Origin of the sequence: Methylobacillus methanolivorans (assembly GCF_044751345.1) — a bacterium.
Lineage (GTDB): Bacteria > Pseudomonadota > Gammaproteobacteria > Burkholderiales > Methylophilaceae > Methylobacillus > Methylobacillus methanolivorans.
Genome location: NZ_JBIWXY010000001.1, coordinates 746,445 through 764,929 on the forward strand (window position 1 = coordinate 746,445; position 18,485 = coordinate 764,929).

Here is an 18,485-nt window from a genome sequence, read left to right on the forward strand (position 1 = left end):
ATTAATATCAACCTGTTATAAACCTGGTTATGTCATTGTAAAAAGCAACCGCCATCAATAAAGCCAATATTGCCAAGCCTATACGCTGGCCCACTTCCATAGTGGCTTCAGAGACGGGGCTGCCCTTGAGAATCTCTATCGTATAATACAACAAATGCCCCCCATCCAACACTGGCACAGGCAAGAGATTGAGCACACCCAGGCTAATGCTGATCAAGGCCAGGAAGCCAATGAATGACTTCCAGCCGATGTGGGCACTCTGCCCCGCATAGCTCGCAATCGTTACCGGGCCGCTTACGCCCTTCCACGACGCCTCCCCTGTCACCATACGCGCCAACATTTTGATACTAAACACCGAGGTTTCCCAGGTCTTATCCACGGCACGGGTAAAAGATTGCAAAGGCCCATAACTGACCGTGATACTCAACTTTTCCATCAAGGCCTCATCCACTTGAAAAGCTGCGCCTATCCGGCCTATCTTTATGCCATTTTCATCAATAGCTTGCGGGATAACCACCGCATCCAACTCTTGCTCGTCCCGTTTCAATCTTAGTGTCAACGGCTGCTCAGGCCGTTCGCGCACCAAGGTCACAAACTGCTCCCATTCAGTAATAGGCTTGTCATTAACCGCCAATACTTCATCGCCAGTTTGCAAACCAGCCTTGTCTGCCACACCATCAGGCACAATCTCCCCCAGACGAGCCGGCATAGGAGGTCGATAAGGGCTTAAACCAAGCTTCCCAAGAAAATCAGACTCGAAGTCTTCCTTCTCAATGCTATCAAGCCTCAACTCCGCATCATGCTCATGTAGTGCTTCATCTCTCACCTTGACGACCACCAAAGGAGACTTGATTGCTTCTTGCAATAATATCCAGCGCACATCCGTCCAGCTGGAGACTGGCTGACCCGCTACTGCCGTGATTAAGTCATTTTCTTGCAAGCCTGCCTGGGCAGCAGGTGTTTGCACTGGAACATCGCCAATAATGGGCTTCATACCAGGGACGCCCTGCATGAATAATATCCAATACAAGAAAATTGCCAGCAGCAAATTGGCTGCGGGCCCAGCAGAAACAATGGCTATTCTTTTCCAGACAGATTGTCGATTAAAGGCCCGAGCCAAGTCAGCCTCTGCAACATTGCTAGGGGCTGCTAATTCGCGCTCATCCAGCATCTTGACGTATCCACCCAGTGGCAACGCAGAAATAACGAACTCGGTATTATCCACGCCGAAATGCCGCCTGAATATTGGCTTGCCAAATCCAAGCGAGAAACGCAGTACTTTGACATTGCACCAACGCGCCACCTGAAAATGTCCGTACTCATGAACGGCTATCAGGATACCAAGCGTGACAAGAAAGGCGAGTAAAGTCAGCATGCTTCCAGCTGCCTCCACTCCATGGCATATGCTCTCGCCATGGTATCTACCTCGATTAATTGCGCAATGGATGTCACCGCCTCAACATCCATGCGTGCCAATACCGACTCAATCAAACGAGGAATATCCTGAAAACCAATCTTTTCATTGAGAAAAGCCTCAACAGCCACCTCATTCGCTGCATTTAGGATAGCAGGAGCGGTACCACCCTGACGTAATGCACCGAAAGCCAGCCGTAAACATGGAAAACGTGCCATATCTGGTGCCTCGAAATCCAGCCGTCCAACCTGGAACAAATCCAAAGCCCTGACCCCGGCATCCAATCGTTCTGGATACCCCAGGCCAAATGCAATCGGGGTACGCATATCAGGATTGCCCATCTGCGCCAGTACCGAGCCATCCACATATTCCACCATGGAGTGAATGACGCTTTGCGGATGCACAACCACCTCAATTTTGTCTGCAGGTGCATTGAACAACCAATGCGCTTCAATCACTTCCAACCCCTTGTTCATAAGGGTGGCAGAGTCAATCGTGATCTTGGGACCCATGACCCAATTAGGATGATTGAGCGCCTGTGCTGGCGTGACGGCAATCAACTCTGCAGCGCTAGCTTTACGAAAAGGCCCACCAGAAGCCGTTAACAAAATGCGCCTTACACCGCCATCTTCAAGGGCAGCCAAGCGAGTTGGTGGCATCACTTGAAAGATAGCATTATGTTCGCTATCGATCGGCAAGAGGGTGGCCCCGCCCTCTTCCACCGCCTGCATGAACAGCTTGCCTGCCATCACCAGCGTCTCTTTGTTGGCGAGCAAAATACGCTTGCCAGCATAAGCTGCAGCTATTGACGGCCTTAATCCAGCCGCACCTACAATCGCAGCCATGACCACATGCACCTCAGGGTGCGCCGCAACCTCTTCCAAAGCCTCCACACCCGCAAGCACCTGTGTATCGCTTCCTTGCAATTGATGCTGAAGCTTCTGTGCTGCATGCTCATCAAGCATCACCGCATAACGAGGGCGATAACGCAGGCAAAGCTCAGCCAGTTCATCAACTCGAGAATGAGCAGTCAGTGCAAAGACACGATAGCGCTCAGGATGTCTTGCAATGACGTCCAAAGTATTGAGGCCTATCGTGCCAGTTGCCCCCAGGATGGTGACATTTTGTAGCATGGGCATGATTACGCGGAATGCATCCACGCCTGATAATAAAGAGGGAAATGCAGAAAAAATGCAGCAATAGGTAGGCTGGAAGTCAAGCCATCCACACGATCGAGAATACCGCCATGGCCCGGTAGCAGACTACCACTATCCTTAAAACCAGCCTGGCGTTTGATCAGGGATTCAAGCAAATCTCCCATAATGCTGAAGATCGTCAAAATCCAGAAACCTACGATCAGCAATAGATTGAGCTGAAAAGCGAAACAGAGCGCCAAACCATACAAGCTCACTACCACCAACGCGCCCAATACACCTTCCCAGGTTTTTCCAGGGCTTATATTGACTGCAAGTTTACGCTTGCCAAAACGCTTGCCAGCGAAATAAGCCGCGCTATCAGCGATCCAGACCACAAGCATGATCGCCAATAGTAACCAAGGACTGATAGCTCGTAAGCTGACCAATGCTAGCCATAAGGGCAGCACAATCCACCATCCCGCAAGCATCATGAGATAGACATTCTGGATGCGTGCTCGACTCCATAGCCATAAGGGAGCTAGAAAAAGCCAGAAAGCAGCCGCCAGCGGCAACCCCCAGTACAAGGCATACTCTTGCATAAACGCATTTTCCGGCCCTTGCCAGAAAGTGAAGAACACACCAGCCACAGCAGATGCTGCGATGTAAAGGTAGCGTACTGCTGGCTTGAAGCCAGCCATGTGAGCCCACTCACCCAAGCCGATCAAAACCCCAACCAGCATGAGTAAAGACCAGTAAGGCTCAGGCAGAAGAAACAGGACAGCCAGAAAAGCAGGAATCAGGACCGCAGCGGTTAATAAACGTGTCTTTAACATATTTAGTCTGCAACCAACTGCTCGCTGGTACGCCCAAACCGGCGCTCACGCTGCTGATAAGAAGTAATGGCGCGCTTAAATTCAGCCTCGTCAAAATCAGGCCATAAGGTCTCGGTAAAATACAACTCGCTGTAAGCAAGCTGCCATAGCAGGAAATTGCTCACCCGCTGCTCACCACCTGTACGAATGAATAAATCCGGCTCTGGAGCATAGTGCATGCTGAGATAAGCCGCCAGATCAGCTTCGGTAAAGCTCTCAGCTAGTTCTGGCCTCTCTGCCAAAAGGCGCCTCATCGCCTGCATGATGTCCCAGCGGCCACCATAATTGACGGCAATAGTAAGGGTCAGGCCATCTTTATTAGCGGTTTGTGCCTCTGCCTCTGCAATCTTGGCAACCAGCGCAGGATCAAAACGAGAGCAATCCCCGATCATGCGTAGGCAGATATTGTTTTCAGCAAGCTTCCCAACCTCTTGCTGCAATGCTTCCATGAACAAGCCCATGAGAAAACTGACCTCATCTGCGGGACGACGCCAGTTTTCACTACTAAAGGCAAATAGGGTGAGATATTTCACGCCATGATTAGCGCACAATCGCACGACCTCGCGCACAACCTCAACACCGCGCTTGTGTCCCGCCACACGGGGCAGAAATCGCTTTTTAGCCCAACGACCATTACCATCCATAATCATGGCAATGTGCTGGGGAACCTCACCCGTTACCGGGATAGTTTGGGTGGAGCTGGAAAAAAGTGCCACTCAATGCTCCGCAGGGTAGAATCAATTAAAACTGCAAATCAAGAAAAACAAAATCAGTGCCGCAATTAAACAGCCATCAGCTCGGCTTCTTTGGTTTGCAACAGTTTGTCGATTTCAGCAACGAACTTGTCTGTCAGCTTCTGCACTTCGTCTTGTGCACGACGCTCATCATCCTCACTGATTTCCTTGTCCTTCACCAGCTTTTTCAAGGCATCATTGGCGTCGCGGCGCACATTACGTACCGCCACTTTTGCATTTTCCGATTCACCACGCACGACCTTGATCAGGTCACGCCTACGCTCTTCGGTCAGCATTGGCATTGGCACACGGATGGTTTCACCATTGGTCGCAGGGTTCAAGCCAAGATCAGAGTCGCGAATCGCTTTTTCCACCTTGGCTGTCATGGTTTTCTCATAGGCCTGCACATTGAGGGTACGTGCATCGCCCAGGCTCACATTGGCCACCTGGTTGATGGCCACCATTGAACCATAATATTCAACCATGACATGATCAAGCAAACCGGTGTGCGCACGACCAGTACGCACTTTGCTCAAGTCAGCCTTTAATGCTTCTATGGATTTCTGCATTTTCTGATCTGCAGTATTTTTTACGTCTTGTATCATGATGTCTCCTACTAAGCGTGTATGGGGTGGTTATGGCAGAACGCGAGTGCCTTCATCCTCACCCAGCACAACCCGTTTCAGCGCACCTTGGCGGAAAATGCTGAATACAGAGATTGGTAACTTTTGATCGCGGCATAGTGTCAATGCCGTCGCATCCATCACTTTCAGGTTCTTGATGATCGCCTCATCAAAAGTCAGCGTCTTGTAACGCATTGCCTCGGGGTTGCGCTTTGGGTCATCCGTATAGACCCCATCCACCTTGGTTGCTTTCAATACGATATCAGCGTTGATTTCCATACCACGCAACGCAGCCGCAGTATCGGTGGTAAAGAACGGGTTGCCCGTCCCAGCCCCAAAAATGACCACACGGCCTTCTTCAAGATAACGAATCGCTTTGCCACGAATATAAGGCTCAGCCACTTGTTCAATATTCAATGCAGATTGTACTCGGCTTACCAAGCCGACATGCCGCATGGCATCCTGCAAGGCTAGTGCATTCATGACGGTTGCCAGCATGCCCATATAATCGGCAGTAGCCCTATCCATGCCCTCTGCTGCTGGGGCCACTCCACGGAAAATATTACCGCCACCAATCACCACTGCCACTTCCACGCCGAGATCAACCACTTCCTTGACCTCTTCCACAATCCGGGAAATGGTCGCTCGGTTAATACCATAGCTATCATCACCCATTAGGGCTTCACCAGAAAGTTTCAATAAAATGCGTTTATAGGCGGGAGTGCTCATGGGGCTCCTTATTGTTATGCAAATTGTGCAAAACGTGAATCATCCCACACAAAAGACGATCCACGTTCATTGACTACAGGCAGGTCGCAGGTGCGACCATCAGTTTACACCTTTGCTGCAGCAGCAACTTCAGCAGCAAAATCGGTAACAACCTTTTCAATGCCTTCACCAACTACATACATAGTGAAAGAAGCGATGCTAGCATTGTTAGCCTTGAGCAACTGCTCGATTGATTGCTTGTCATCCTTGACGAAAGGCTGGCTCAGCAAGGTTACTTCCTTCAGGAATTTCTGCACGGTACCTTCAGCGATCTTGTCCAGCATCGCTTCTGGCTTACCAGCTTCCTTGGCCTTTTCAATCGCAACACGGCGCTCAGCCTCAATCAGCTCGGCCGGAATACCGCTGGCATCCAGAGACTTTGGCTTTGCAGCGGCAATATGCATGGCGATATCCTTACCAAGCGCCTCGTCACCACCCACCAGATCAACCAGAACACCAATCCTGGCACCGTGAATATAGCTCACCAACTTACCTTGTGCTTCTGTCACAACAAAACGGCGCACAGTGATATTTTCACCGATCTTGCCGATCAATTGTGTACGGATATCTTCAACGCTACCACCTTCAATATTCAAGGCGGACAAAGCGGCAACATCAGCTGGCTTTGCGCTGGCAGCAACATCAGCCACCTGACCAGTGAACGCCAGGAAATCGGCATTCTTGGCACAGAAGTCGGTTTCGGAGTTGATTTCAACGATTGCTCCCAGCTTGCCATCAGCACTGATGCTAACAGCGACAACACCTTCAGCAGCAACACGGCCAGCAGCCTTGCTTGCCTTGTTACCAAAACGTACGCGCAAGATTTCTTCCGCACGCGCCATATCGCCCTCAGCTTCTGTCAGCGCTTTTTTGCAATCCATCATGGGCGCATCAGTGCGCTCACGCAATTCCTTAACCATGCTTGCGGTAATTTCAGCCATTGTTTACTCCTTGAACATTATTTTGTTGGCAGTTTGCCAGGTTTGACTTGCCAAATTCAGATACAAAAAAAGGGGGCCAAAGCCCCCTTTGAACAGGGTCTTACTCTGCCGCGGCTTCCTCAACCTCGACAAATTCCTCTTCAGACGCTGCCTTAACAATCTCATTGATACTTTGGTTACGACCTTCCAACACCGCATCTGCAATACCACGTGCATACAGGCGGATTGCGCGGCTGGAGTCATCGTTACCAGGAATAACGTAAGCTACGCCATCAGGAGAGTTGTTGGTATCAACAACACCGATCACTGGAATACCCAGCTTAGCAGCCTCAGTTACCGCACCACTTTCATGACCAACGTCAATGATGAAAATAGCATCTGGCAAGCCACCCATTTCCTTGATACCACCGATGGAGCGCTCAAGCTTCTCAACTTCGCGCTTGTAGCCCAAAGCTTCCTTCTTGCCGAACTTCTCAATGCCACCATCTTGCAAGAGTGCTTCGTATTCTGTCAGGCGCTTGATGGACTGTTTAACAGTCTTGAAGTTCGTCAGCATGCCGCCCAACCAGCGATGGTTCACATAGGCGCAGTTAGCACGTTGAGCTTCTTCCTTGATGATGTCGCGTGCTTGACGCTTAGTGCCAACGAACAGGATACGGCCCTTGTTTGCAGCCAGTTGACGCACATACTTCAATGCATCTTCAAACAGCGGCAGGGTCTTTTCCAGGTTGACGATATGAATCTTGTTGCGGTCACCGAAGATGTATTGAGACATCTTCGGGTTCCAGTAGCGAGTTTGGTGGCCGAAGTGGACACCGGCTTCCAGCATTTGACGCATGGTAACGGACATTTTAATCTCCAGTAAGGGTTATTGCTTCCATACACCCAACAACATCCGCATTCTCAGCGGACACCCTGTACGGGGTATATGTGCAGATTTGGCAGCCTCCTCACGCTAGAGTTGGCTGCAAGTTACGCCTGACAAGCATTATTCCTGCCAAACGGGTGCGGTATGCTACCATAAGCAGCTGTACGAACTCAAGGAAAACCTGGGCGCAAGCCTTGCAATACCATGGCAATCAACATCAAGACTGAAAAAGATATCGAGAAAATGCGCGTAGCCTGCAAATTGGCTGCGGAGGTGCTGGATTTTATCACACCACATGTTCAACCCGGCATTACCACCGGCAAGCTTGATGAGCTCTGCCACGACTATATGGTCAATGTGCAGAAAACCATCCCGGCACCGCTCAATTACGCCCCTCATGGGCATACTCCATATCCCAAATCCATCTGCACTTCAGTCAATCATCAAATCTGCCATGGCATTCCTGGCACAAAAGTGCTCAAGAATGGCGACACATTAAATATCGACATCACAGTGATCAAGGATGGTTACTACGGCGACACCAGCCGCATGTTCCATGTCGGTGACATTTCCATCCAGGCCAAGCGCTTGTCTGAAATCACCTACGATTGCATGTGGCTGGGCATTAACCAAGTCAAGCCAGGCGCAACTCTAGGCGACATCGGCCACGCCATCCAAACCTACGCTGAGAAAAATGGCTTTAGCGTGGTGCGTGAGTTCTGTGGTCACGGCATTGGCAAAAACTTTCATGAAGACCCACAAGTGTTACATTACGGCCAGCCTGGCAAAGGTTCCGTATTAAAGCCTGGCATGATTTTCACCATTGAGCCAATGATCAATGCAGGCAAGCGCGACATCAAACAACTGGGTGACGGATGGACCATCGTCACCAAAGACCACAGCCTATCCGCGCAATGGGAACACACCATCCTAGTTACTGAAACCGGATACGAAGTGCTCACGGTTTCAGCAGGAACCCCGCCCGCCCCTGCATTGATCAAATAATCAGCATGCAACCAGCCACTCGCGCAGATAACAATTTGGCACGCCATTGGCGCCTGGAGCTGCAGGCCGAGCAAAAAGCGCTCCAGCAGGCGTTCATGCAAAAACCCAATGTGAGCCGCCTGTTGCAAGCCCAAGCCACATTGACCGACCGCATTCTGCGCGCGTTGTGGCAAACCTTTGAACTGGATAATGAAGCGACCCTCATCGCCGTGGGGGGATACGGTAGAGGGGAACTATTCCCCTATTCCGATGTTGATATTCTGATCCTGCTGGCAAACGAGGCATCGCCAAAGACCAATCGCAAGATCGAAGAACTGATTGGCGTGTTATGGGACACCGGCCTTGCAATCGGCCATAGTGTTCGCACCCTGCAAGAATGCCTGATAGAAGCACAAAGCGATGTGACAGTGCAGACCAACCTGCTGGAAGCGCGCTATCTGGATGGGCATCAGGCGCTCTATGCCAATTTCCTCCAAACGGTAGCCTCCGCAATGAATGTGGCAAAGTTTTTCGAGGCCAAGGTAGAAGAACAGCACCAGCGCCATGCCCGTTTCAACGATACCGCATACAACCTAGAACCCAACATCAAGGAAAGCCCTGGGGGCCTGCGCGACTTGCAGAATATCATCTGGATCGCACGCGCCCTTCATCTTGGCAGCAACTGGCGAGAACTCGTCAAGAACCGCATCCTGTCCAAGCATGCTGCGCAGCAATTACGCCGCCATGAGCGCAACCTACAAATGCTGCGCACACGCCTGCATTACCTCGCAAATCGCCGTGAAGACCGACTACTGTTTGACTTCCAAAACGAGCTTGCAGCCCAACTTGGATTGACTACTACGCCGCGTAAACGCGCCAGCGAACAATTGATGTTTCGTTTCTACCAAAGTGCCAAGTTCGTCGGATTGATCAACGAAATCCTGCTGCAGGTACTGCGTGAGCGCATCTATCCTGAACAGCACACAGTCGTCAGCATCACCAACCGTTTTGAAGCTGTTAATGGCTTACTGGAAACCAAGAGCCCCACCCTGCTCTATGACGAACCTTCCGCCATCTTGGAGAGCTTTCTTGTCCTGCAACAGCACAATGAGCTCAAAGGCATGGGGGCTGAACTGTTGCGCGCACTACATCGTACCAAGCATGAAATTACGCCACAGTTCCGTAGCGACCCCAAGAACAAAGCCCTGTTCATAGAAATCCTGCAACAACCCAGGGGCATCACCCACACCCTGAAGCGCATGAATCGCTATGGCATACTTGGGCGCTATATTCCAGCTTTTGGCCGAGTATCAGGCCAGATGCAACATGACTTGTTTCATGTATATACCGTTGATGAACACATTCTCAACGTGCTCGCTAATCTAAGGCGTTTTGCACGAGCGGAATGCGCACATGAATTCCCGCTCTGCAGTCGTTTATTTCAAGAGTTTCCCAAGCCGTATTTGTTATATCTGGGCGCATTGTTCCACGACATCGCCAAAGGGCGTGGCGGCGACCATTCAACATTAGGTACAATTGATGCGCGACGTTTCTGCAAACAGCACAAGCTACCTGCAGAAGATACTGAACTAATTGCATGGCTGGTAGAAGCCCATCTGGTGATGTCCAGCACCGCGCAAAAATCTGACTTGTCAGATCCGGCTGTCGTCGAAAAATTTGCCCAGTATGTCGCTAACGAGCAACGCTTAATCGCCCTGTACTTGCTTACCGTGGCCGATATTCGCGGCACCAGCCCGAAGATATGGAATGCATGGAAAGGCTCCCTGCTTGAAAACCTGTTCCGCGCCACACAGCGCATCCTGCGTGGTAGCAACCTGAATGAAGAACTCAATGCACGACAGCAACAAGCCAAGGAAATCCTCAGCTATTACGGCGTTGTAGAACAAGCCTACCAGCCCTTATGGCAGCAAATGGGGCCTGCTTACTTCATGCGCCACGAAGCCCAGCTGATTGCGTGGAATACTAGGCTGTTGCTCACCCACATCAACACCCAGACCCCGATTGTACGTGCCAGGCTCAGCCCGGCTGGCGACGGCATCCAGACCATGATCTACATGCCTGACCAAGCTGACATTTTCGTCCGCATCTGCAGCTTTTTTGGCCGCCTGGGTTACAACATCGTTGAAGCCAAGGTATACACGACACAACATGGCTACGCATTAGATAATTTTTTAGTTCTTGATCAGTCAGATAACAAGATTACTTATCGTGATTTATTAAGCTTTATCGAATATGAACTGACGCAAAAGCTGATTAGCCAAGCGCCCCCCGATGCGCCAGTGCAGGGCCGTATCAGCCGCCAAGTCAAACACATGCCGATCAAGCCTGAAATTACCATCAAGCAGGAAGCCGAAGGCCAGTATACGCTGCTGGACATTGCCACCAATGACAGGCCTGGGCTCCTTTCCCGTATTGCTCACGTATTGCAGCAACACCATATCCGCCTGCATACAGCAAAAATCAATACGCTAGGCAATCGCGCCGAAGATACCTTCCTGATTTCAGATCAATCCGGACAACGCTTAAATCAAAATATACTCAAACAATTGGAAGCATCACTTCATACGCAGCTTTAATGGTGCCAAGGCATAAAAAAAGCCCCGCCATGATAGCGGGGCTTTTTTCATTGCACAGTAAATCAGATTAACCGTGCTTGTAGTGCTTGCGCAGTGGCTTGACTACTTCCCAGCTGCTTTGCAGGCCAACAGGGAACACAACCAAGTCACCAGGAACAATACGTACTGGTTCGCCGCCCTTAGGGGTAACCAAGATTTCGCCTTCCAGAACATATGCGGTTTCCTTGATACCGAAATCCAGTGGGAACTTGGAGATTTCCTTTTCCCAGATGGACCAGTTCGCAACGCCCAGTTCCTTCAGCTTTTCTTCACTTGGGTTGTGCTCGATGATGATTTGGCTCATTTAAACATCCTTCTTTTCTAAAAATTGAATAGCCGCATAAAACGACTTGGCAGAATTCTAGCATGTAGACCACCTCCAGGGGATGATTCACGCACCGCTAAACTGCATTAGGGTCAGACAAAGTTGCTTTCTAATCAATCAGCCAATCGCGCGCAATGCAGGTGCACCAACGTGCCCCCTCACCAATGGCAGCACTTCTTCGCCTACACGATAAGCCTCCTCCAAATGAGGCGTACTCGCCAATATGAATGCATCAGCCCCTAGCTTGACCAGATCATCCAACCTTTCTGCCACCTGCTCGTAACTTCCGACAAGCCCCTGAGTCTGGCCTCCACGCAGCAAACTCAAGCCTGACCAGACATTAGGATGGATGATGAAATCACGATAGTTGTTAAGCTCCTTCGGGGCATTATTTCGTTGGCGGCTCGCCCCTACCGAATCGCCTGTCTGCTGCGCAAATCGCTTATAGCGCTCGCGCTCAGCATCACTCAGACTCTCGAATCCTCGCTGCACTTCACGCCATGCCTCTTCCTCAGTACGGCGTGCAATAATGTCTACCCTGACTGCGCATTTGATCTTGCGGCCCAATGCTGCTGTACGCTCTTTAACCCGATCAAACTTCTCGCGCAACTGATCGAAAGGCTCCAGCCACGAGAGATAATACTCAGCATGCTTGGAGGCTGATGCCAGCGCAGCATCCGATGAGCCGGAGAAGTAAATCTCCGGAAACTCCTGACCTAGCAACTGTGTCGGCAAAGCTGCATTCTCAACCTGATAGAACTTACCCTGATAGGAAAAGCGCTGACCACTCCACACCCCGCGTAACACATCAAGGAACTCAGTGGTACGAGCATAGCGATCATCATGGCCTGCAACATCTCCCCACCACAACTGAGCCGGGCCGCCGCCCCCGGTAATGACGTTATACAACGCCCGACCACCAGTAGCGCGTTGCAGGCTGGCCGTCATGCGAGCAGCCACCACGGGATTAAGAAAACCAGGCTGGAAGGCAATCATGAAGCGGAAAGTGCTAGTCTCGCGTGCAAGAAAAGAGGAAATAGCCCAAGGCTCATCCGTCATCGGAAAAGAAGGGATTAACCCTCCCTGAAAGCCGGAAATCTCTGCAGCGCGCGCCACTTCCGCAATATAGTCAAGATTGGTAAAGCCATCGCCATGGCCACCACTCAAGCCTTTATGCACAATATGATCACCTTCCTGCTGCGACCAGTCGCCACGATGATGCAACTTATTGCGTAAAGAGCTTGGCTCACCGTGGGTAGGAATTCTCCAGAACACATCAATTGTCATTATTCATTACTCCTTGGATCAGGCGGCCTGCTGGGTTTGTAAACCCAGTCTTGCGCGCAAGGCTGGCAAGACATTCTCGCCAACACGATAGACTTCTTCCAGGCTGGGCACGGCACCCAGGATGAACTGGGTCACCCCAGCATCCGCATAACTTGCCAATTGCTGCTGCACTTGCTCGAAACTACCCACCAAACTCGCCTTGGCACCGGTGTGCGCCGTGGTCAAGCCCTCCCATAAACCTGCACGACTTGATTCAGGTAGTTGTGCCTGCTCAGCATGTCGCTTGGCGTCAAAAATCGCCTCTTCCTCGGTTTCGCGCGCTAACACATCAATACGCAACCCCACCTGCAAGCTGCGCCCAGCCTGCTTTGCAAGCGCTTGTAGCGTTGTGATTGCTTGCTGAACCTCCTGCAAGGGTTGTGCGTCCAGGACATGCACATCCGCCAAGCGCGCAGAAATACCATAAGCCTCCAGGCTACTGCCCGTGAGATAGACAGGCGGTACCTTTTGCCCAGACAGTGGCCCCTGGAACCCACCTTGCAATACCTGGAAAAAACGCCCTTCAAAATCATAACCGGTGCGCGTAATGACACTCCTGGCCACCGTCACAAACTCCTCGACACGCGCATCTAGGTCAGCGGCATCAATAAAATCACCTTGCTGATGGCGACGCTGCGCATCACGCTCCACACTAATCTGCCAGGCAAAGCGACCACCTGTGAACCGTTGATAACTCACCGCGTTTTTTGCCGCATACACAGCAGACCCTCGCGAAGCGTCAAACTCGGCAAGCACGGTAATATGACGCGTAGCACGGCTCAAATAACCAGCCACAATCCAAGACTCATCCCCTTCAGGATCATTCCGCACCTGCAAACCATCGAATCGCGCCAACTCAACCGCTTTCGCGATCTGATGTAGATGATCAAAATAATTGAATCGCTTGCCCCTGGGGTCTGTTACTCCCGGGAGAAAATAAGGTTCGTCGTCCCTGCGCTCACCTCGCACTCGCTTTTGTGCATCGGCATATCGCCCATCACCTGAGGTCGGGACCAACCAGAAAAACTGGGTACTCATGCATCGTCTCCTAACAACACTCTTTCATTTGTCGTACCGGAATATCGCAGAAAACATGCCATCAAGATAAAATACCCATAATAAAAATAATGTATTTTTTATCTTATTGTTTTTAAAGATAATTAATTTTCAAAAAGTGTAATTCATTGATACCAATCACCATCCTGAGTGAACTGTCTTGATGTCATTTCTGTTGAATATGAAGCAGCAAACGTGATCGCAATGTTGGTTTCCAGTCAGCGAGTGAAAAAATCAACACTGGATTAGTTGTTGGAAATCACATGCCTGATGAAAGTAGTGCGCAGGAGCTTCATGCTGAAGTTCGTCGATACTGCCATAACCCCACAATACAGCGGCAGACTGGAGACCATTTTGATGCGCTGCTCGCAAATCCACGGCTCTATCACCAATCATCAGGCTACGATTGCTAATATGGCCTTCCCGCTTTAGGGTAGCTATTTGCTGCCACTTCTCGACCCCAATACCACCGCCACTAACGAATGTGAAATAGCGTGAGAGTGCAAAATGCTGCAAGATTTTCTGCGCGAGATATGCCGGTTTTGAAGTGCAGATCGCCATTACTGCGCCAGCCTTTTCAAGAAAATGCAAGCTCTCGACTATCCCTTCATATAAACGATTCTCGGCATAACCCACCTGCTGATATCGCTCTCTATACTTCAGGACCAAGGCAGAAATTTCCTCTTCAGTGCATCTGCCTAGTATCTGCTGAAAGCTGCGATCTAATGGAGGCCCAATAAAACTCGCCAGCGCACTCTCACTCCAAGTTGCATGGCCGAAGTGACTCAATGAATAATTAATACAGGCAGCAATACCCGGCAACGGATCGCTCAAGGTGCCATCGAGATCAAATAGCAGCACATCATGCTGCATTACGCTTCCCCCAAAAAACTTCAATAAAACAGGCAAGTGGCTTTTTTATAGTTGGCAATTCGCGTAATTAGATACCCTCAAGCAACGCATCACCATCATCCTGCTTACCAATAATGACAATCCATATTTCAATCATCACCCCCAGAATGTAATTAACCTCATATGGACGCGATCACCCGTCACTGAGACACGAGGATTATATGCATCAGCGATGGATGATCGGGTAAATTGATTTAACTTTAATAAGTTAATGTCCAATCTACATGGTCAGGCAATGTCCTCAAGATAACGCCCGCTATATTCCTTAGACTTTTCCAGCAAGCCGGTACGCTTCCACTGAAGCTCCAAGGCACCTGGGGTATAAAGCTGCGCACCACCAATTTGCTCTGCAATCGCTTGATAGCGCGCTGCTTCTTCTACAAACAAGATAAGTTCGGATGTACGCAAAATGCCCTTGCCCCAGAAATTTACACCGCCATTGGATTCAAGCAAGGCAGGTGGAGGAGCCAGCTGTGGGTGTTTATCCAGGCGTTCACGGATCACATCCAACACAGATCTTGTACGATCTAGGTGGTTAGGAATTTCACGTGCAAGGATGTGCCGGGCAGCAGCGACATAAAGAATTGGAAAAGGCTTGTGTGCCAATGACCAGGCTGAAAGATAATTGGTATGGACATGAATCGCAGTATCGGCATCCAGGCGGGCTTCGTTGAGGATGTGCTGCTTCTCATCAGAGAAGCGCGTAATGTTGATGGTTGGCGTTTGATCGCGTGCCAATCCGCCCGGAAAACGGATGTGCAATAACTTATCGTCACCGGGAATTCGATGTGTCACATGAAATGTCAGTGTCGCTGACAAGGTGCGATTTTCACGCAACACATTAAATGCATGGATAGCATCGGCTTTAGCATCATCAATATAAGAGATCAAATCAATCTCGGACAAAATATCACTCATTGCAAAAACTCCTCGGCTCCGTTAATCAATACCTATGCGCACATTTCAGGATGCTAATGCGCAGGCCTAGCCTGAAGTTTTGCAAAGTACATGCCAGCACAATGCCATGAAAAATATCAACAATTCACATTACATTTAATAATTAACATTATGATTTTTTTAATTAATATTAAAAATAACCACTGATTAAACATCGCCTCATGCTGCTTGCCAGCCAACAATCGCCTGCACCGCACTCAACACCTGCTGAAAAAGAAACAGCCACTCATCTTCACCTATCTTAATCAACCCTTATCCGCCATTTGCTTAGTTAACAACATCACCATCAAGATGTGTATGAAAAACAACAGATGATGACCAAACAACACTCGCCGCTGCTGCCTAATCAGCAGAATGGAATTTCAAAAAACCTCAGAAAAAATAAAATTTATTTAATATCAGATAATTAAGTATCCATTTCCTGGCTGGCACATTTCCTGCCAATCGTAGCTGACATCTCACTAGATGAGTTCGCAACTATTTAATCGCAGGGAAATGTATGCCATCACATAAAAAACCATATCAGTCTTTTATTCGCAAACCCATCACACACGCCGTCATCAGTGCGTTGACTGGTAGCTTGATCATTGGCGTTGCTTATGCCGCGGATGAGCAAGAGAAAACAACAAACTCTGCCGAAACACAAACCAACGCTCAAGAAAACAGCAATATCACTCCTGCCCAACCTAAGGAAATCGAGTCTTCCCTGGGTAGCGTTGTTGTTACAGCGCAGCGTCGCGAAGAAAATGCCCAAGAGGTACCAACCGCGATTTCCGTGCTGGGCGGCGAAGAGCTGCAACAAAGAGGTATAGGCCGCTCCGCCAGTGAAATCCTGAATAATGTTCCAAACTCATCCGCTGGTACTATCCAGAATGGTCGACCACGCTGGTGGATCCGTGGAGTGGGCGCAGGTCAGCAGCAGTTGGACTTTCCCAACCCTATCGGCTTTTATATTGATGATGTATTCATCAGCAATGCGAGTGCCACTGGCCTTCCCATTTTTGACCTGGAACGTGTGGAGGTATTACGCGGCCCACAAGGCACGCTATGGGGTAAAAATACAACCGGCGGTGCGATCAATATTGTTTCCAAGAAACCTACCTTCTCGGAAACCCCTGAAGGCTATGCCAAAGTGGATTACGGTAGCTTTGGCGACAAGGTAATTCAAGGTGCCGTAGGCGGCACTATTGTTGATGAGCGCATCGCGGGTCGCATCTCCTTCTACAACCAGGATCTCGATGGCCGCTTCACCAATCAATTCAATGGCAAAACCAGTGGCGGCGTTGAAGATTCAGTGATTCGTGGGCAATTGTTGTTCGCACTGACGCCTGACCTTGATGCCTTATTGAATGTATATCACCGCAAATACAAAACCGATGGCAATGTCGGTACGGTCTACAGCCGGACGGGGGAATTCCGCAATGGTTACAGACCCAGCCGGAATATCAATCATGTCAGCAGCAATGCCGAAGAAAGTAACGATGTTACACAAAACGGGATTTCATTGAATGTCAATTGGCAACTCGGCAAGCTGACCCTTACCTCAATCACTGCATATGCAGACTACAAAACCGAGGCCTTTACCGATACTGACAATTCCCCCTTGGAAATTGGCCGTGGATACACAGATGCCAAAAGCAAGCAATGGACACAGGAATTCCGATTGGCGTCTCCTCGTGAAGATCGCTGGAATTGGCTGACAGGCTTCTTCTATTTCAAGGAGGATATCGACTCGTTTACGGCTGCTGCAAGACTGCCTAACGGTACTGTACCGCAGCTGGCAGGCTCATCCCAACCCGTGAGTTTCAACTCCACCGACTTGTCACATCACACTGAAAGTTATGCCATTTTTGGTAGCACAACCTATAACTTTACTGACAAATTCGACACCACGCTTGGCGCACGCTGGACGACTGAGGAAAAGGAATACAACCTCAATCGCTTGAACAATACGACTGGAACAGCCTCCTGGTCTGACCTGGGATCATGGTGGAGCAGCTACAACGGTGGCATTGGTGGTACAGGCACATTCACTGATGCTCGCAGTAAGCGCTGGAACGCTTTTACTTACGACATCACGCCGCAGTACAAGATCACGGAGACTGATCGCGTTTACTTCAAATTCTCTCGTGGCATCAAGTCTGGCGGCTACAATACTGCTGCTGCCAATCCATTGGCCTTGAATACATTGAAGCCGGAAGAATTGAACGCCTATGAAATCGGCTATAAGTCCGAGTGGTTGAATGGGCGCTTGAATTTCAATGCTAACGCCTTCTACTACGACTACAGCAATGTTCAGGTCAACGTCGTCGGTACGAATCTGGCGGTGCCTATTTCCTATTTGCAGAACGTGGAAAAAGCCAGCGTCAAGGGTGCCGAATTTGAAGTTGAAGCCCTGCCTACCAATAACCTTCACCTGAATGCCAATATCGGCATACTCAAGACGGAATTCGAAAAATTCGACATCCAGAATGGTGGCGGCAACCACGATGGCAATGAGTTTGTACGGGCACCTCGCTGGAGCGCTCAATTGCGTGGCACTTACAACATTCCGCTGGCAAACGGCAGCAGAGTATTGCTGGGAGCGGATGCACGCTATCAGGGCAAGCAATATTTCTTTGTTGTGCCACAGGATAACGACTTGTTGAATCAAGGCGCCTACACATTGGTAAACGCACGTATCAGCTATCTGACCAAGAACGATAAGGTTGAGCTGACTGGTTACGTCAACAACCTGTTCGACAAGGAATATCGCTACCACGCCCTGCCAGCTAGCGCCCCCGCAGGCACAGCTATTTCAGGCAACACAGTGTATTGGGGCAACCCAAGAACAATTGGTGCTTCTTTGACTTTCCGTTTCTAGGCATTCCATCGCCTGGTAACAAAAGCATAGGCACACATGAAAAAGAACAGCCTCAACATCAGGCTGTTCT

Annotated in this window: 16 protein-coding genes; 3 read left to right on the plus strand and 13 right to left on the minus strand. The window is 49.9% G+C overall.

Annotated elements, in window-relative coordinates:
• Window positions 1-7: 7 nt before the first annotated feature.
• The 8 genes from rseP to rpsB form a co-directional block, all read right to left on the minus strand.
• Window positions 8-1,375, minus strand: a complete 1,368-nt coding sequence (rseP, locus tag ACIKP9_RS03440; RefSeq protein WP_400879320.1) for an RIP metalloprotease RseP — start codon at window positions 1,373-1,375, stop codon at window positions 8-10.
• The gene (gene ispC / locus ACIKP9_RS03445; RefSeq protein WP_400879322.1) at window positions 1,369-2,553 is read right to left on the minus strand and encodes a 1-deoxy-D-xylulose-5-phosphate reductoisomerase; all 1,185 of its coding nucleotides are present in this window, start codon (window positions 2,551-2,553) and stop codon (window positions 1,369-1,371) included. Before ispC ends, rseP begins: the two co-directional genes overlap by 7 nt.
• Before the next feature lie 2 nt (window positions 2,554-2,555).
• On the minus strand, window positions 2,556-3,383 hold the full coding sequence (locus tag ACIKP9_RS03450) for a phosphatidate cytidylyltransferase (RefSeq protein WP_400879325.1): 828 nt from the start codon (window positions 3,381-3,383) through the stop codon (window positions 2,556-2,558).
• Window positions 3,384-3,385: 2 nt separating this feature from the next.
• On the minus strand, window positions 3,386-4,138 hold the full coding sequence (locus ACIKP9_RS03455; protein WP_400879327.1) for an isoprenyl transferase: 753 nt from the start codon (window positions 4,136-4,138) through the stop codon (window positions 3,386-3,388).
• A gap of 65 nt (window positions 4,139-4,203) precedes the next feature.
• Entirely contained in the window at window positions 4,204-4,761 is a 558-nt protein-coding gene (gene frr, locus ACIKP9_RS03460; RefSeq protein ID WP_230347292.1) for a ribosome recycling factor, read from the minus strand.
• Between the two features lie 30 nt (window positions 4,762-4,791).
• Window positions 4,792-5,508: a UMP kinase gene (gene pyrH, locus ACIKP9_RS03465; RefSeq protein ID WP_230347293.1), complete on the minus strand. Its 717-nt coding sequence runs from the start codon at window positions 5,506-5,508 to the stop codon at window positions 4,792-4,794.
• A 104-nt stretch (window positions 5,509-5,612) separates the two neighbouring features.
• Entirely contained in the window at window positions 5,613-6,488 is an 876-nt protein-coding gene (tsf, locus tag ACIKP9_RS03470; protein ID WP_400879330.1) for a translation elongation factor Ts, read from the minus strand.
• 100 nt (window positions 6,489-6,588) lie between these two features.
• A complete protein-coding gene (gene rpsB, locus ACIKP9_RS03475; protein WP_230347295.1) occupies window positions 6,589-7,338 on the minus strand; it encodes a 30S ribosomal protein S2 in 750 nt (249 codons plus the stop codon).
• Window positions 7,339-7,560: 222 nt separating this feature from the next.
• Between rpsB and map the strand changes: the two genes are divergently transcribed.
• A complete protein-coding gene (map, locus tag ACIKP9_RS03480) occupies window positions 7,561-8,361 on the plus strand; it encodes a type I methionyl aminopeptidase (RefSeq protein ID WP_400879333.1) in 801 nt (266 codons plus the stop codon).
• A 5-nt stretch (window positions 8,362-8,366) separates the two neighbouring features.
• Entirely contained in the window at window positions 8,367-10,937 is a 2,571-nt protein-coding gene (locus ACIKP9_RS03485) for a [protein-PII] uridylyltransferase (protein ID WP_400879335.1), read from the plus strand.
• Window positions 10,938-11,004: 67 nt separating this feature from the next.
• On the opposite strand, the gene ACIKP9_RS03490 is transcribed toward ACIKP9_RS03485, so the two are convergent.
• The 5 genes from ACIKP9_RS03490 to ACIKP9_RS03510 all read right to left on the minus strand — a co-directional run bounded on the left by ACIKP9_RS03490 (window position 11,005) and on the right by ACIKP9_RS03510 (window position 15,513).
• Window positions 11,005-11,280 (minus strand): cupin domain-containing protein, encoded by a 276-nt coding sequence (locus ACIKP9_RS03490; protein ID WP_230347298.1) that lies wholly within the window; start codon window positions 11,278-11,280, stop codon window positions 11,005-11,007.
• Window positions 11,281-11,418: 138 nt separating this feature from the next.
• Window positions 11,419-12,588 (minus strand): LLM class flavin-dependent oxidoreductase, encoded by a 1,170-nt coding sequence (locus ACIKP9_RS03495; protein WP_400879339.1) that lies wholly within the window; start codon window positions 12,586-12,588, stop codon window positions 11,419-11,421.
• 18 nt (window positions 12,589-12,606) lie between these two features.
• Window positions 12,607-13,665, minus strand: a complete 1,059-nt coding sequence (locus ACIKP9_RS03500) for an LLM class flavin-dependent oxidoreductase (RefSeq protein WP_400879342.1) — start codon at window positions 13,663-13,665, stop codon at window positions 12,607-12,609.
• A 252-nt stretch (window positions 13,666-13,917) separates the two neighbouring features.
• Window positions 13,918-14,556 carry an HAD hydrolase-like protein gene (locus ACIKP9_RS03505; protein ID WP_400879345.1) on the minus strand — a complete coding sequence of 213 codons (639 nt, stop codon included), beginning with the start codon at window positions 14,554-14,556 and terminating at the stop codon, window positions 13,918-13,920.
• 267 nt (window positions 14,557-14,823) lie between these two features.
• Window positions 14,824-15,513, minus strand: a complete 690-nt coding sequence (locus ACIKP9_RS03510; protein WP_400879347.1) for a class II aldolase/adducin family protein — start codon at window positions 15,511-15,513, stop codon at window positions 14,824-14,826.
• A 538-nt stretch (window positions 15,514-16,051) separates the two neighbouring features.
• Between ACIKP9_RS03510 and ACIKP9_RS03515 the strand changes: the two genes are divergently transcribed.
• Window positions 16,052-18,415, plus strand: a complete 2,364-nt coding sequence (locus tag ACIKP9_RS03515; RefSeq protein WP_400879350.1) for a TonB-dependent receptor — start codon at window positions 16,052-16,054, stop codon at window positions 18,413-18,415.
• Window positions 18,416-18,485: the final 70 nt, after the last annotated feature.

Excerpts from the sequence above, each read along its gene's own strand:
- rseP (WP_400879320.1), bottom strand. The coding sequence starts at position 1,375 with ATGCTGACTTTACTCGCCTTTCTTGTCACGCTTGGTATCCTGATAGCC.
- ispC (WP_400879322.1), bottom strand. The coding sequence starts at position 2,553 with ATGCCCATGCTACAAAATGTCACCATCCTGGGGGCAACTGGCACGATA.
- ACIKP9_RS03450 (WP_400879325.1), bottom strand. The coding sequence starts at position 3,383 with ATGTTAAAGACACGTTTATTAACCGCTGCGGTCCTGATTCCTGCTTTT.
- frr (WP_230347292.1), bottom strand. The coding sequence starts at position 4,761 with ATGATACAAGACGTAAAAAATACTGCAGATCAGAAAATGCAGAAATCC.
- pyrH (WP_230347293.1), bottom strand. The coding sequence starts at position 5,508 with ATGAGCACTCCCGCCTATAAACGCATTTTATTGAAACTTTCTGGTGAA.
- tsf (WP_400879330.1), bottom strand. The coding sequence starts at position 6,488 with ATGGCTGAAATTACCGCAAGCATGGTTAAGGAATTGCGTGAGCGCACT.
- rpsB (WP_230347295.1), bottom strand. The coding sequence starts at position 7,338 with ATGTCCGTTACCATGCGTCAAATGCTGGAAGCCGGTGTCCACTTCGGC.
- map (WP_400879333.1), top strand. The coding sequence starts at position 7,561 with ATGGCAATCAACATCAAGACTGAAAAAGATATCGAGAAAATGCGCGTA.
- ACIKP9_RS03485 (WP_400879335.1), top strand. The coding sequence starts at position 8,367 with ATGCAACCAGCCACTCGCGCAGATAACAATTTGGCACGCCATTGGCGC.
- ACIKP9_RS03490 (WP_230347298.1), bottom strand. The coding sequence starts at position 11,280 with ATGAGCCAAATCATCATCGAGCACAACCCAAGTGAAGAAAAGCTGAAG.
- ACIKP9_RS03495 (WP_400879339.1), bottom strand. The coding sequence starts at position 12,588 with ATGACAATTGATGTGTTCTGGAGAATTCCTACCCACGGTGAGCCAAGC.
- ACIKP9_RS03500 (WP_400879342.1), bottom strand. The coding sequence starts at position 13,665 with ATGAGTACCCAGTTTTTCTGGTTGGTCCCGACCTCAGGTGATGGGCGA.
- ACIKP9_RS03505 (WP_400879345.1), bottom strand. The coding sequence starts at position 14,556 with ATGCAGCATGATGTGCTGCTATTTGATCTCGATGGCACCTTGAGCGAT.
- ACIKP9_RS03510 (WP_400879347.1), bottom strand. The coding sequence starts at position 15,513 with ATGAGTGATATTTTGTCCGAGATTGATTTGATCTCTTATATTGATGAT.
- ACIKP9_RS03515 (WP_400879350.1), top strand. The coding sequence starts at position 16,052 with ATGCCATCACATAAAAAACCATATCAGTCTTTTATTCGCAAACCCATC.